This is a genomic window from Amycolatopsis sp. NPDC089917, from assembly GCF_040684635.1.
GTDB lineage: Bacteria > Actinomycetota > Actinomycetes > Mycobacteriales > Pseudonocardiaceae > Amycolatopsis.
In genome coordinates this window covers 59,072-71,703 of sequence record NZ_JBFBGL010000006.1, presented here as the reverse complement: position 1 = coordinate 71,703, position 12,632 = coordinate 59,072, and the positions used below count along the sequence as shown (strand labels likewise).

The 12,632-nt window shown below is 69.0% G+C and carries 15 protein-coding genes; 8 read left to right on the top strand and 7 right to left on the bottom strand.

From position 1 onward, the window contains the following. Positions 1–3: 3 nt before the first annotated feature. Together AB0N89_RS06985 and AB0N89_RS06980 are read right to left on the bottom strand one after the other, a co-directional pair. Positions 4–483, bottom strand: a complete 480-nt coding sequence (locus tag AB0N89_RS06985; RefSeq protein WP_364201017.1) for a carboxymuconolactone decarboxylase family protein — start codon at positions 481–483, stop codon at positions 4–6. After that, positions 480–1,559, bottom strand: a complete 1,080-nt coding sequence (locus tag AB0N89_RS06980) for a dihydrodipicolinate reductase (RefSeq protein WP_364201015.1) — start codon at positions 1,557–1,559, stop codon at positions 480–482. Before AB0N89_RS06980 ends, AB0N89_RS06985 begins: the two co-directional genes overlap by 4 nt. A 395-nt stretch (positions 1,560–1,954) precedes the next feature. Here AB0N89_RS06980 and AB0N89_RS06975 point away from each other — a divergent pair, with 395 nt between their 5' ends. From AB0N89_RS06975 to AB0N89_RS06965, 3 genes are all read left to right on the top strand, one after another. Further along, complete coding sequence (locus AB0N89_RS06975) at positions 1,955–3,100, top strand: Cmx/CmrA family chloramphenicol efflux MFS transporter (protein WP_364201013.1); 1,146 nt, start codon at positions 1,955–1,957, stop codon at positions 3,098–3,100. Positions 3,101–3,112: 12 nt separating this feature from the next. Beyond that, positions 3,113–3,712, top strand: coding sequence for an SUMF1/EgtB/PvdO family nonheme iron enzyme (locus AB0N89_RS06970; RefSeq protein ID WP_364201011.1), 600 nt, complete (start codon positions 3,113–3,115; stop codon positions 3,710–3,712). A gap of 81 nt (positions 3,713–3,793) precedes the next feature. After that, positions 3,794–4,057: an amphi-Trp domain-containing protein gene (locus tag AB0N89_RS06965; RefSeq protein ID WP_364201009.1), complete on the top strand. Its 264-nt coding sequence runs from the start codon at positions 3,794–3,796 to the stop codon at positions 4,055–4,057. Between the two features lie 93 nt (positions 4,058–4,150). Here AB0N89_RS06965 and AB0N89_RS06960 read toward each other — a convergent pair whose 3' ends face one another. Then, a complete protein-coding gene (locus AB0N89_RS06960) occupies positions 4,151–4,876 on the bottom strand; it encodes an SDR family oxidoreductase (RefSeq protein ID WP_364201007.1) in 726 nt (241 codons plus the stop codon). A gap of 93 nt (positions 4,877–4,969) precedes the next feature. On the opposite strand from AB0N89_RS06960, the gene AB0N89_RS06955 reads away from it, so the two are divergent. Beyond that, positions 4,970–5,644, top strand: a complete 675-nt coding sequence (locus AB0N89_RS06955; RefSeq protein ID WP_364201005.1) for a TetR/AcrR family transcriptional regulator — start codon at positions 4,970–4,972, stop codon at positions 5,642–5,644. A gap of 1 nt (position 5,645) precedes the next feature. Here the strand turns inward: AB0N89_RS06955 and AB0N89_RS06950 are convergent, their stop codons facing one another. Then, positions 5,646–6,503: a fructosamine kinase family protein gene (locus AB0N89_RS06950; protein WP_364201003.1), complete on the bottom strand. Its 858-nt coding sequence runs from the start codon at positions 6,501–6,503 to the stop codon at positions 5,646–5,648. 99 nt (positions 6,504–6,602) lie between these two features. On the opposite strand from AB0N89_RS06950, the gene AB0N89_RS06945 reads away from it, so the two are divergent. Further along, positions 6,603–7,295, top strand: coding sequence for a hypothetical protein (locus AB0N89_RS06945; RefSeq protein ID WP_364201001.1), 693 nt, complete (start codon positions 6,603–6,605; stop codon positions 7,293–7,295). Here the strand turns inward: AB0N89_RS06945 and AB0N89_RS06940 are convergent. Further along, a complete protein-coding gene (locus AB0N89_RS06940; protein ID WP_364201000.1) occupies positions 7,272–8,102 on the bottom strand; it encodes a helix-turn-helix domain-containing protein in 831 nt (276 codons plus the stop codon). The genes AB0N89_RS06945 and AB0N89_RS06940 overlap by 24 nt on opposite strands. Before the next feature lie 57 nt (positions 8,103–8,159). Between AB0N89_RS06940 and AB0N89_RS06935 the strand changes: the two genes are divergently transcribed. Continuing rightward, a complete protein-coding gene (locus tag AB0N89_RS06935) occupies positions 8,160–9,023 on the top strand; it encodes an alpha/beta hydrolase (RefSeq protein ID WP_364200998.1) in 864 nt (287 codons plus the stop codon). On the opposite strand, the gene AB0N89_RS06930 is transcribed toward AB0N89_RS06935, so the two are convergent. Beyond that, on the bottom strand, positions 9,020–9,397 hold the full coding sequence (locus AB0N89_RS06930; protein ID WP_364200996.1) for a hypothetical protein: 378 nt from the start codon (positions 9,395–9,397) through the stop codon (positions 9,020–9,022). The genes AB0N89_RS06935 and AB0N89_RS06930 overlap by 4 nt on opposite strands. 162 nt (positions 9,398–9,559) lie before the next feature. Here AB0N89_RS06930 and AB0N89_RS06925 point away from each other — a divergent pair, with 162 nt between their 5' ends. Beyond that, on the top strand, positions 9,560–10,315 hold the full coding sequence (locus tag AB0N89_RS06925; RefSeq protein ID WP_364200994.1) for a thioesterase domain-containing protein: 756 nt from the start codon (positions 9,560–9,562) through the stop codon (positions 10,313–10,315). Positions 10,316–10,414: 99 nt separating this feature from the next. Continuing rightward, positions 10,415–11,431 (top strand): alpha/beta hydrolase, encoded by a 1,017-nt coding sequence (locus tag AB0N89_RS06920; protein ID WP_364200992.1) that lies wholly within the window; start codon positions 10,415–10,417, stop codon positions 11,429–11,431. Here the strand turns inward: AB0N89_RS06920 and xylA are convergent. Then, positions 11,428–12,597, bottom strand: a complete 1,170-nt coding sequence (gene xylA, locus AB0N89_RS06915) for a xylose isomerase (RefSeq protein WP_364200990.1) — start codon at positions 12,595–12,597, stop codon at positions 11,428–11,430. The two genes, AB0N89_RS06920 and xylA, sit on opposite strands and share 4 nt — an antisense overlap. Positions 12,598–12,632: the final 35 nt, after the last annotated feature.

Here is a 12,632-nt window from a genome sequence, read left to right as displayed (position 1 = left end):
GTCTCAGAACTTCGGCAGTACGCAGACCGCGTCGATCCCGAGAACATGGTTCAGTCGTCCGAAGGCGAGCCAGGAACCGATGCTCATGCTCAGTTCCACGATCTCCTTCTGGCTGTAGTGCTCGGCCATCCGCTTCCAGAACTCGTCGTCGATGCCGTGGTGGTCGACCGCGTAGCGTTCGGCGTACTCGGCGGCCAGCCGGGTCCGGTCGTCGAACGCGTCGGTGGTGCGCCACTCGGTCACCGCGTCGGCGAACTCCTCCTCGACCTTCACGCCGTCGCGTTCGGTCCGCCAGTCCAGGCAGAAGACGCAGCCGTTGATCTGCGCGATCCGCAGCCGCGCCGCCTCGAACTCGCGGAGCCCCAGTGTGGTGTGCGAGTAGACCGCGAGCGAGAGCTTCGACGCCGCGACGCCGATCCCGGGCACCATCTCGCCCCACACGTAGCCGATCGGGTCCTTGCCCTCGGGAATGTCGATGTTCATCGCGCGCTCCTTCCGAGTTTGCCGGTGGCCGGTCGCAAGGGGACGTCGAGTGCGTCGTAGAGACCGGGTTTCGCGTCCACGAGCCAGTCGATGGCGCCGACCAGCCTGCCGACCGCCGTCGCGTTGCCGCCGGCGGACCGGTTCTCGCCCCCGTCGGTGGCCTCGACCGAGACCTCGATCCTGGGGCTGCCTTCGATGATCACCCGGTGCGCGCCGTCGCCGCTGGGCGGTGTCGGCCAGTCCGGCGCGCACGACGCGTGGATGCGGGTGACGTGCTCGATGACGATGCGGGGTTCGCCGTCCACGATGCCCTGCACCTCGAACCGGACCGCGCCCTGCGTGCCCGCCTCGAACTCCCCCATCGCCCGCGTGGTCACGGTTTCCTCGAGCGGGCGACGGTCGAGCGTCTCGCGGATCTCGTCCAGTTCGACACCGAGGCCGCGGGCGATCAGGCGCACCTGCCCGCCCCAGACCATCGTGGGGACCGACGGGGCCAGCATCGGCGGCTGATAGTCCATCGGCTGGCCCATGCCGACCAGGTAGCGAACCGAATCCGGCTGGTCGTAGGTGGTGTAGTCGAAGATCTCCTGGCAGCGGACCGCGTCCACGGTGGTGCCGAGACCGCTGATCAGCAGCGGCAGGATGTCGTTGCCCCAGCCCGGATCGACACCGGAGACGAACAGCGAGCCGCCGCCCTCGGCGATCGCCGCAAGCACCGGCTCACGAAGTTCCTCAGGCGCGTTTCGCTGGTCGTACAACGCGTAGAGCGCGGGTGTCACCACCACCGCGCCCGCCCTGACGGCGCGGACGATATCGGCCAGCGCTTCGACAGGCCGGATGTCACCGGACGCCGCGTACACCACCGCCCGCGGACCCGCCGCCAGAACCGCTTCGACGTCATCGGTCGCCGCCACGCCCAGCTCACCGTCGAGTCCCGCGAGCGCGGCCGCGTCGCGACCGACCTTCGCGGAATCGTGTACGAGCACTCCGGTGAGTTCCAGCGCCGGATGCGCGTCGACGGCCCGGATGGAGGCACGGCCGATGTTGCCTGTACCCCAGACAACTGTGGGAATCATGAAGTCGAGGTTAACCGAATCACCGATCGGTTCCCAGTACCGAAACAATCACGAAAACCGCAGGTCAGAGTGCATTACTAGGGTTCATTCCCGGCGGCAACGAAAGCGTTCCGGCACGCGGAACGAGCACCGTTCCCGTCGGTGAGCGGTAACCGTGTCGACGCTCGCCGACGGGCCTGTGTAGTGTGCGCTCTTGTGACGAGCCCCGAGTCCGACAGAACCCCGCCGCCGGTCGTCCGGCGGCGAGTCGTCCTGTCCGGCCGTTAGGCATCGGCCCTCTCCCTTCCCGATGACTTGCTTTCCGATGACCGGAGCGCTGTTCCGTGCGCCCGGCCGGGTTTCCCGCTGTCCCGCGCACGGCTCCTCCTGTTCCGTCTTCTGCTTGGAGTCGTCCGTTGCCCCTGTTCGTCTATGTCCTCGGCCTTGCCGTTTTCGCGCAAGGCACCTCCGAATTCATGGCTTCCGGTCTCGTTCCGGGGATCGCCGGTGATCTGTCGGTCCCCGTGGGCGCGGCCGCCGCGCTGACGTCCGCCTACGCCGTCGGAATGATCGTCGGTGCTCCGGCCATGGCCGTGCTCAGCGCCCGCTGGCCGCGCCGCCGGGCCTTGGCCGGATTTCTGGCCGCCTTCATCGTGGTGCACGTCGTCGGCGCCGTGACAACGAGTTTTCCGGTGCTGTTCGGTACCCGGATCATCGCCGCGATCGTCAACGCCGGCTTCCTCGCCGTCGCCATGCCGGTCGCGGTCGCCCTGGCACCGCAAGGAAAGCAGGCACGCGCGACCGCGGTGCTGTTGGCGGGCATCACGCTGTCGTGCGTCGCCGGTGTGCCCGCCGGAGCCGTCCTGGGTGATCTCGCGGGCTGGCGTTCCGCGTTCTGGGCGGTCGCCGCGTTGTGCCTTCCCGCGCTGGTGCTGGTGTTCCGTTCGGCGCCCGCAGACGCGGCGAGCACGCACGAGATCTCCATCAGGCGCGAAGCAGGTGAACTGAAAGCGCCTCCGGTGCGGCACGCGATGGTCCTCGCCGCCCTGGTCAACGGCGCGACCTTCGCGACGTTCGCGTTTCTCGCGGTCATCGCGACGGACGTCGCCCGTCTTCCGGGTGGAGCGGTTTCCGGCTTGCTCGCGGCCTTCGGTGTCGGCGCGTTCGTCGGTGTCACGATGGCGGGCCGTAAGGGCGATGGCGAGCTCAAGCGTGGGCTCGTCCTCGCGTTGTGCGCCCTGCCGGTCGGCTGGGCGGCACTCGCGGTGACCGGAGCGCATCCGGTCGCGCTGTTCCTCGTGACGACTGTCCAAGGTGGACTCTCCTTCGGCTGCGGTTCCGCGCTCGTGGCGCGGGTCATGCACGTGGCTCCCGGCGCCCCGACACTCGGTGGTTCGTTCGCGACGGTCGCGCTCAACGCGGGTGCGTTCCTAGGGCCGGTCCTCGCCGGTTTCGTCACCGAAACGACGGGCGACTATCGCCACGCCGTCTGGATCAGCGCGGCGATCGCCCTCGTTCCGCTCCTGCTCGTCCGGCGCAGGAAGGTTCGGCTGCCTGGGTAACATCGGCGGACCATGGAGATGATCACAGTGCCGGCGGGCGAGGTAACGCTCTCGGACCGCCGCACTCAACGGAGCTGGGCCGTCGGCGTCGAGTCCTTCCTGCTCGCGCCCGGTCCGGTCACCCGCGAGTCCGGCAGGCTGCCCCTCGTCGAGGTCTCCTGGGAGGACGCTCTCCGGTTCTGCAACACGGTGTCCGAACGCGAAGGGCTGACCCCGGCCTACCGGCTGGAGCCCGAAGTGACCTGGGACCGGACCGCGAACGGCTACCGTCTCCCCACCGAAGCGGAATGGGAGCACGCCTGCCGAGCGGGCACGACCGGCCCTCGCTACGGTCCGCTCGACGAGATCGCCTGGTACCGCGAGAACTCGGCGGAGTCCGTGCACGAAGTCGGCGGGAAGGCGCCCAACGCGTGGGGCCTGCACGACATGCTGGGCAACGTCTGGGAATGGTGCTGGGACGTGTACGACGCCGACGTGTATGGCGAGTACCGGGTCCTGCGGGGCGGCGGCTGGTTCGACGAGCACTGGAGCTGCCGGGCCTCGGTGCGGCGCCGCAGTCACCCGACCTTCCGCGTCGACGACGTCGGCTTCCGCCTCGCCAGGTCGCTGTGACCCCGGCCGGAGCGCGTGATGATCACGCGATTGAATGACGTCACGGACACCCCGCCGGGGTGCCGGAACCTGGAGGAAACCGTGACCGGAACCGCTCCCCGAGACGTCGAAGTCGTCTACTCCACCGCCGACGTCGTCGCGAAACTGCGCCGCCTCGCCGACGCGCTCGAGTCCGAGACCTCGTTCCGCATCCAGATCGCCGGGGAGCGCTTCCGTGTTCCGGCCCGCGCGCAGTTCTCGATCGAGCACGAGCGCGGTGACGGTGAGGAAGAGGTCGAGTTCCAGCTGAAGTGGAAGATCGAGGAGACCGACTCGGACGACGACTCCGAGGGCACCGTCGTCTGATCTCCCGTCCCTACAGGACTTGATCGGCGGGCCCGTGTTTCGGTGACGGGCCCGCCACCGAGCCGTCGGATCTGCCCATGTGGAGCACCTTCCTCAGGCGATGCCGCCGTTCGCGCGGAGGACCTGGCCGTTGACCCAGCGGGCCGGGCCGGCGAGGAACGAGACGACCTCGGCGATGTCGGTCGGCGTGCCGAGGCGTTCGAGCGGGGGTTGAGCCGCCATCCGGGCGATCGTCTCCTCGTCCTTGCCGTCGAGGAACAGGGCCGTGGCGGTCGGGCCGGGGGCGACCGCGTTCACGGTGATGTCTCGGCCGCGCAACTCACGGGCGAGAACCAGGGTGATCGCCTCGACCGCGCCCTTCGTGGCGGCATAGGCCGCGTACCCGGGGAGGGCGAGACCGAGCACCGAGGTGGAGAAGTTGATGATCGCGCCGCCGTCGCACACGCGGCGGGCGGCCTGCTGGTCGACCACGAAGGTGCCGCGGATGTTGGTGCGGTGCAACCGGTCCAACCGGTCGAGGTCCAGTTCGGCCACCGGCGCGAGATACATGGTTCCGGCGGCGTGGACGACGACGTCGATCCCGCCGAAGGTCTTCTCGGCGGTGTCGAACAGAGCCGTGACGGCGTTCTCGTCCGCGACGTCGGCCTGTACCGCGATCGCCTGACCGCCCGCGGCGATGATCGCGTCGACCGCCGTGTGCGCCTCGTCCTTGTTGCCGCCGTAGCCGACGACGACCGCGAATCCGTCGGACGCCAGCCGCTCGGCGGACTCCCTTCCGATACCCCGCGACCCGCCGGTGACGATCGCTACGCGTGTCATGTGAGCACTCCCATCAGGCGTTTCCGTTGATAACGACATCAAGGTATCACCGATATCGAACCAGCGCTACCGGATCGGTGTTATCTTTGATACATGACGTTGACGACGAAAGACCGGATGGTCCGCGCGGCGGCGGAACTTCTGCTCGACGGCGGACGCGACGCGTTGTCGACGCGTGCGGTCAGCGCCGCCGCCGGGGTGCAGGCGCCGACGCTCTACCGCACCTTCGGCGACAAGGACGGCCTCCTCGACGCGGTCGCCACCTATGGCTTCCAGAGCTACCTGTGCGAGAAGCACCACCTCGGCGAGACCGAGGACCCGGTCGGCGATCTCCGGCGCGGCTGGGACCTGCATGTCGAGTTCGGCCTGACCCAGCCCGCCTTCTACATGCTCATGTACGGCGAGCCCCGGGTCCGCGAAGCACGCAAAGAGGCGGACGCGATGCTCCGCCGGATCGTCGAGCGCATCGCCGAAGCCGGGAGGCTGCGCGTACCGGTCGAACAAGCCGCGCAATTGGTGCACGCGACCGGGATGGGCGTGATCCTCTCGCTCATCGCGAGCCCACCCGAGGACCGTGACCCGGACCTGATCACCGCCGCGCGGGAACACGTCATCACGACGATCACCACCGACAGCGTGGACGACGCTTCGGACATCCCCAGTCGCGCGATCGCGCTCAAAGCCGCTCTGGAAAAGGAACCTGGGGACGCGCTGACCCCGGCCGAGCACGCGCTGCTCGCCGAGTGGCTCGACCGCATCGCGCGGTGAACTACCGGCCGACCGCCCTCGCCGCCGCGACCGCCTGCCCGGCATAAGACCGTCCGAAAAGGACGGTGTGCACCAGGAGCGGGAACAGCTGATGCGCGCCGATCCGGTCGGTCCAGCCCTCGGCGAGCGGAGAGACCTCCTGATAGGCGGCCAGCACCCGGTCGAGTAGCGGACAGCCGAACAACTGCAGCATCGCCAGATCGGTCTCGCGATGGCCGCCGTGCGCGGCCGGGTCGATCAGGGCGGCCTCGACGGCTCCCCACAGCACGTTGCCGTTCCACAGATCGCCGTGCAGGCGGGCCGGAGGTTCCGCGGGTCCGGCCATCTCCGGAAGCCGCGCGCAAGCCTTCTCGATGACAGCGGCTTCGCCCGCGTCCAGCGTGCCCTCGTCGACGGCGCGGCGGACATAAGGCAGGACCCGGTGCTCGGCGTACCACGTCGGCCAGTCCTCCCCCGGCGCGTTCTCCATCGGGGCGAGACCGATCCACGCGTCGGCGGGCCCTTCCGGCGGAGCCGCGCCGAACGAGGGCGCTCCGGCCGCGTGCAACGCGGCCAGCCCGCGCCCCAGCCGTTCCGCCGCGTGATGCGTCGGCCGCCCGCCGCCGACCAGTTCCGTGACGAGCCATTCCTCGTCGTGGCCGCGGACCTCGGGCACCCGGACGGCCGCGGCCTCACCCAGCCATCGAAGTCCCGCCGCCTCCGCGGGTGTCGCGTTCCGGGCGTGCCCTTGTTTGACGACCACCGTGTCGCCGCTGTCGAGCACCACTTCGGTCACCGCGCCCGAGAGCCCTCTCTGCTCGGCGACCGTTCGTCCGGTGAACCTCGTGACAGCCTCGGCGGGCGTCGAAACGTGGGTCATGACCAGCAACCTACCTCCGCCGATCGGGTGAACGCTCGTTGTCTAGAGTGCTCTCCGGGGGAATTCCACGCATTTCCACATTCCGAGGGGAGATCGGTCGTGTCCAAACGCCCGAGAGTTCGTCATGCCTTCATCATCGCGACTGCCGGTGTCGCGCTGGTCGGCTGCACACCGCCGGCGAACACCGGCCAGGCCAGGAGCGCCGCCGCCACGCCGTCCGGAGAGGCGCCCGCCAGCCCGTCGCCCACGACGACGGAGATGCCGTACCTGACCACCACGCCCACGCTGGAAGTCGCCGGCGACGCGGTCAAACCGGGTACGAAGCTGAAGTTCGGCGAGCAGGCGATCATCCCGTTCTACAGCCGTTACGCGAAGGGCGTCGTCGGGCTCACGGTCACCGTCGAATCGGTGAAGGCGCCCGACGCCGACATCGACGGCCTGCCACTCAAGGACGAGGACAAGGCCAAACTGCGGGGCAAGAACTTCTTCTTCGTCCACGAGAAGCTGACGAACGTCGACGGCACCAACCTCGCCGAGGTGACCGCGCCGCTCCTGACCGCCAAGACCAGGAGCGGTGGCTGGCCGGGCTCGCTTCTCGGCATGGGGAAGGCCGACGTCACCGGCTGCGAGGACCAGAACTTCGCGCCCAAGGACTTTTCGTTCAAGGGAGCGGTTTTCGAGTCCTGCCGTCTGCATTTCGGCGTCGCGTCGGACCCGATCACCTCGCTGGCGTACACGACCCAGCCTTACGAAAGCGCCGACTCGCGCTCAGTGACCTGGCGGAACAAATAGCCCGGCCGGCTTCCCCACCTCGGTCGGACTGCATCCGGTCAAGGCGCGGAACTCGCGGATGAGGTGCGCCTGGTCGCTGTAGCCGCCCAGGTGCGCCACCTCCGCCCAGGAAAGGGAGGACGTCCGGTCCAGCAGCGCCAGCACGCGATTGAGCCGGGCGATCCGCCCGGCGGTGCTGGGATTCAGCCCGATCCGGTCACGGAACTTGGCGTTGAGATGCTGCCTGCTCCAGCCGATCTCGTCCGCGAGGGCGTCGACGCGGACCGGGCCCGCCACAAGCCGGTCCCACGCGCACCGGACCGCCGGCGCGAGTTCGGGACCGCGAGCGAGCCTCGAGATCAGGTACTCGTCCAGCAGCCGGAACCTCTCCGGCCAGTCCGCCGCCTCCGCCAGCCGTTCGGTCAGCGGCCCGGACGGCATCAGGCCGGACGCGGCGATCACCGAATTCGTCAACTCCCGCAACGGGATCCCGAACAATCCATACGCGCCCAGAGGGGTCAGGGCGACGGCGATCCCTCGCGATACCCCACCTTGCTCCGCGAGCAGCGGCCGGTCCCGCAATCCCAGTACGGGTGATTCCGGGATCGCGCCTTCCCCGTTCGGACGGTGCGGGACTTCGAGGTCGATCACCCAGATCAGGACGGACAACGGAGTGATCTGCCACGAAGTCGGTCCGGCGTCGGGCAGGTCGTGCGCGACGTAACTCGCGACGTGGGCGGCGAGACCGGGGTGCGGCGACCGGAGAATCCGCTCGCCGGGCGCGCGGGCGATGTCCCGCCGCGGCACCACGAGACCCCACCCGCCCATTCCGCCATCTTACTTTCGTTCAAGACCGGGAACGGGGCTCTTCCTACCGTTCCGCTCATGGAAAAGATCGGGAGTTTCAGGAATCCAGCGGCCGAGAAGCGTTACTTCGCCGCGTACGACCGCGCCATGGCCGAGTGCCCGGAGCCGGGCGCGGTCTTCGACATCAGGACGCACCACGGCATCACTCGCGTCTACCGCCACGGCGACGACGGCCCGCCGATCGTCCTGCTTCCGGGGCTCATGGCGACTTCGGCCTGTTACGCGGCACTGCTTCCCGCTTTGGCGGAGCAGAACACGGTCTACGCGATCGACACTCTCGGCGAGGCGGGTGGAAGCGTTCACAAGATGCCGTTCGAGGACATCCGTGACCGCGCGAGCGCTCTCGACGACGTCTTCGACCACCTCGGGCTGACCGGGCTGCACCTCGTGGGCGGCTCGACCGGCGGCTGGCACGCCGTCAACCAGGCGATCCACTTCCCCGGCAGGCTCGCGTCCATCGCGCTATTGGACCCGACGACGGTCTCGGCACCGTTCTCGAGAAAAGTGTTCTGGTACGGCCTGCCCGCCGCCGTGTTCGACAACGAACGCCTGTGGCGGCGTTTCGTGACCTGGTCCGCCGGAGAAGACATCCTCGACCAGCCCGCGGCCCGGCTGATACTCACGGGAATCCGGTGCTATCGCCCGCGGATCCCGTTCCAGGTGTGCCCGAGCGACGAGGCGCTGCGGCCCCTCGAAGTCCCCGCGCTCGCCCTCTTCGGCGGGCGCAGCGTCGTGCACGATCCGGCCACCGCCGCGGCCCGGCTCGAAAGCCTGCTCCCCCAGGCCGACGTCGAAATCCTGCCCGATGCGGGCCACTACCTCTACCTGCGGCCGGAGGATCGCGACCTGGTCATCGACCGCGTCCTCAAGTGGGTGGCTTAGGCAACCCGCGTGGCCGCCTGGGCACGTGCGGCGGCCAGGCTGGCCCGGCACGCGACGATCAACCGGGCCGAGGCGGCGCTTTCGCCGTGGCCGCACCGAGGACAGGACATCGTGACGGTGCCGGACAGTTCGTCGACCGAGACGGTCAGCGCAGTCGCACACGAGCGGCACCAGCGGTGCCGGGTGATCGGGTTGACGTGCACCGGCGAGGCCACGCACTGGTGGATCCAGCGGCCGTGCACGTGGCAGGTCAGGCGGTCGTCCGGGACCAGGCGCCCGATATCCTCGGCGTCGTCCTCCATCGCCAGCAGAACCGGCAGGGTGCGGCTCACCGGGTTCAGCCGCGTGATCGAGGCCAGTGTCGTGGTGTTCATCGCTTTCTCCTTCCGGCTCTTATCAGGACGTCGAACGGGGAGCGCCAGATACGACACGGCCGGGCAGCCTTTCGCCGAAAAGCTCCCCCGGCCGGGGGAGTTGATCTTGGTCGATTCCAAACCGTTACCCCATTCGAGTTAACGGAGCGTATCTTTCGGATCATGACGGCCACACTGACCCAACTGTCCACAACGGACGGTCGTGGCCGTGGCTACCTGCTGATTCCGCCCGCCGGCGGGACGCTCCAGGCGTTCGGCCCACTCTCCGAAGTGGCCGGCGCGGACGTCTGGGGAGTCGAATATCCCGGGCACGGCGAACAACTCGCCGAAGCCCCGGCGTCGTCGATCGAAGAACTCGCCACGCTCTTGTCCGATGCCACGCCGAAAGAGTGGTTCTCCCGCACCGTGACGATCGGTTTCGGAATGGGCGCTTTCGTCGCCCTCGAAACGGCGCAGCGGCTGGGCGTCGCCCCGGGCGCGCTGATCGTCGTGGACGCCTGTGCCCCGCAACGACGCTCGCCGGACAAGAACGCCAAGGCCGGGGCGTCGGCCATGGGGCGGGTGTTCGGCCGCACCGGGCTCACCCCGGTCGCGGGCTACCGCGACTCGCCCGAAAGCTGGGAGTACGCCCTCGACCTGCTGCTCGGCGATCTCCAACTGCTCAACGCCTACCGCGGGCCGGTCAGGACGCGGCTCTCGTGCCCGCTCGCGGCCGTGCGCGGCACCGACGATCCCGCGTCCGCCTCGGGCGACGACGCCACGGGCGGCTGGCGGGTGTGGACCTCCGGCCCGTTCGTCGGCCGGGTCGTCCCCGGCGGGTATCTCGGCGTGCTCGAATCCGGCCGTGAGGCCGAGTTCTGGGGCCGGATCCACCGGCTGGAAGCGGCCTTCCTCGACGCCGAACCGGACGTCGCTTAGCCGGATGACGTACACCGGTGACGTCGTCCGACAGTCGCCGCGCCCCGCGCCACGCCCTTAGTTTCATCCCGTACCAGGCGTTTCGCGGGAGGAATCAGGATGCTCAGCAGGAGAAGGTTCGCACAGGCCGTCGCCGCCGCGGCGGCGGGCGCCACCGTGGCGGGTTGCTCGGCCCAGCCCGCGGCCGCACCGGCGGCTGCGCCTGCCACGACCGGCGGGAACACCTCGTTCGGACCGCTCAAGCAGATCGACGCCGGGGAACTGAGCATCGGATACGCCGAAGCCGGTCCCGCCGACGGACCCGTGGTCGTCCTTCTGCACGGCTGGCCCTACGACATCCACAGCTACGTCGACGTCACCCCGCGTCTGGTCGCGGCCGGGTACCGGGTGATCGTGCCGTTCCTGCGGGGCTACGGGCCGACGCGGTTCCTGTCGAAGGACACCTTCCGCAACGGCCAGCAGTCCGCGATCGCCGCCGACATCGTCGCGCTGCTGGACGCCCTCAAGATCGAGAAGGCCGTCTTCGGTGGCTTCGACTGGGGCGCCCGCACGGCCGTGATCATCGCCGCGCTCTGGCCCGAGCGATGCAAGGCGCTCGTCTCGGTGAGCGGCTACCTGGTCACCAACCGGGAGACGAACAAGCAGCCGCTCTCCCCGACCGCCGAGCTCGGCTGGTGGTACCAGTACTACTTCGCCACCGAGCGCGGCATCCTCGGCTACACGAAGAACCGCCACGACTTCAACAAGCTGATCTGGAAGATCGCGTCGCCAAAGTGGGCCTTCGACGACGCGACCTACGACCGCTCGGCGGCCTGTTTCGACAACCCGGACCACGTCGCCATCGTGATCCACAACTACCGCTGGCGGCTCAGCCTCGCCGACGGCGACCCGAAACTCGACGCCCTCGAACAGAAACTCGCCCAGGGCCCGGCGGTCTCGGTGCCCACCATCACGATCGGCAGCGACTTCGACGGCCCGAACACCGACGGCAAGGCCTACCGCTCGAAGTTCTCCGGCAAGTACGAGCACCGGATCCTGAACGGGATCGGCCACAACGTGCCGCAAGAGGCGCCGGAGGAGTTCGCGAAGGCGGTCGTCGACGTCGACAAGCTTTAACGGCCACCGGTGAGGTGTTCGAGGGCGAGCTGGGACAGGCGGATGAAGCCGTAACCGCGTTCCGCCGCCTTGTCCGGGTCGAAGTCCTCGAACGCCGACCGGTCCGCCAGCAGGTCCGCGGCCGTCTCGCCCTCGTTGAGCGTCGGCTTCGCCAGTTCCGGGACGAGGGCGGCGTCCAGCGCGGCCCGCACCTCGGGGTCGGCGCGGAAAGCACGCGATCGTTCGGCGAACAGCAGGTAGCTGGCCATGTTGGCTTCGGCGCTGGCCCAGACCCCGTCCATGTTCTCCGTGCGCAGCGGCTTGTAGTCGAAGTGGCGCGGCCCGTCGTAGCCGCCGTTCTCCAGCAGGTCGACCAGGAAGAACGACGACAGCACGTCGCCGTGGCCGAAGACGAGGTCCTGGTCGAATCGCGGGCCGCGCTGGCCGTTGAGGTCGATGTGGAACAGCTTGCCCTGCCACAGGGCCTGCCCGATGCCGTGGACGATGTTGAGCCCGGCCATCTGCTCGTGGCCGACCTCCGGGTTCACGCCGACGATCTCGTGGTTGTCCAGCGTGGAGATGAACGCGAGCGCGTGCCCGACGGTCGGCAGCAGGATGTCGCCGCGCGGCTCGTTCGGCTTCGGTTCGAGCGCGAGCCGGAGTCCGTAGCCCTGGTCGATGACGTACTGGGCGAGGAAGTCGATGCCCTCGCGGTAGCGGTCCATCGCCGCGCGGACGTCCTTGGCGGCGTCGGTCTCGCTGCCTTCGCGACCGCCCCAGAGCACGAAGGTCGACGCGCCGAGTTCGGCGGCGAGGTCCAGGTTCCGCAGCACCTTCCGCAGCGCGTAGCGGCGGACGTCGCGGTCGTTGCTGGTCAGGCCGCCGTCCTTGAAAACGGGGTGGCTGAACAGGTTCGTGGTCACCATCGGCACGACGAGACCGGTCTCGGCGAGCGCCCCCTGGAAGCGCTTCAGGTGCCGGGCGCGTTCCGCGTCGGCCGAGCCGAACGGGATGAGGTCGTCGTCGTGGAAGGTGATGCCCCAGGCACCGAGATCCGAGAGGCGGTGCACGGCTTCGACCGGGTCCAGCGGGCCCCGGCTCGCCGGGCCGAACATGTCGTTCGCCTGCCAGCCTACGGTCCACAGCCCGAAGCTGAACTTGTCCTCACGCGTCGGTGCCTGAACCATCTCGCCTCCACGAATTAGTTTGATGCCTGAACTTA

What these genes read in the sequence shown, in the direction of transcription:
- xylA (WP_364200990.1), bottom strand. Translation starts at nt 12,597, where the DNA reads ATGGTTCAGGCACCGACGCGTGAGGACAAGTTCAGCTTCGGGCTGTGG.
- AB0N89_RS06985 (WP_364201017.1), bottom strand. Translation starts at nt 483, where the DNA reads ATGAACATCGACATTCCCGAGGGCAAGGACCCGATCGGCTACGTGTGG.
- AB0N89_RS06940 (WP_364201000.1), bottom strand. Translation starts at nt 8,102, where the DNA reads ATGGGCGGGTGGGGTCTCGTGGTGCCGCGGCGGGACATCGCCCGCGCG.
- AB0N89_RS06930 (WP_364200996.1), bottom strand. Translation starts at nt 9,397, where the DNA reads ATGAACACCACGACACTGGCCTCGATCACGCGGCTGAACCCGGTGAGC.
- AB0N89_RS06950 (WP_364201003.1), bottom strand. Translation starts at nt 6,503, where the DNA reads ATGACCCACGTTTCGACGCCCGCCGAGGCTGTCACGAGGTTCACCGGA.
- AB0N89_RS06935 (WP_364200998.1), top strand. Translation starts at nt 8,160, where the DNA reads ATGGAAAAGATCGGGAGTTTCAGGAATCCAGCGGCCGAGAAGCGTTAC.
- AB0N89_RS06955 (WP_364201005.1), top strand. Translation starts at nt 4,970, where the DNA reads ATGACGTTGACGACGAAAGACCGGATGGTCCGCGCGGCGGCGGAACTT.
- AB0N89_RS06960 (WP_364201007.1), bottom strand. Translation starts at nt 4,876, where the DNA reads ATGACACGCGTAGCGATCGTCACCGGCGGGTCGCGGGGTATCGGAAGG.
- AB0N89_RS06970 (WP_364201011.1), top strand. Translation starts at nt 3,113, where the DNA reads ATGGAGATGATCACAGTGCCGGCGGGCGAGGTAACGCTCTCGGACCGC.
- AB0N89_RS06920 (WP_364200992.1), top strand. Translation starts at nt 10,415, where the DNA reads ATGCTCAGCAGGAGAAGGTTCGCACAGGCCGTCGCCGCCGCGGCGGCG.
- AB0N89_RS06980 (WP_364201015.1), bottom strand. Translation starts at nt 1,559, where the DNA reads ATGATTCCCACAGTTGTCTGGGGTACAGGCAACATCGGCCGTGCCTCC.
- AB0N89_RS06925 (WP_364200994.1), top strand. Translation starts at nt 9,560, where the DNA reads ATGACGGCCACACTGACCCAACTGTCCACAACGGACGGTCGTGGCCGT.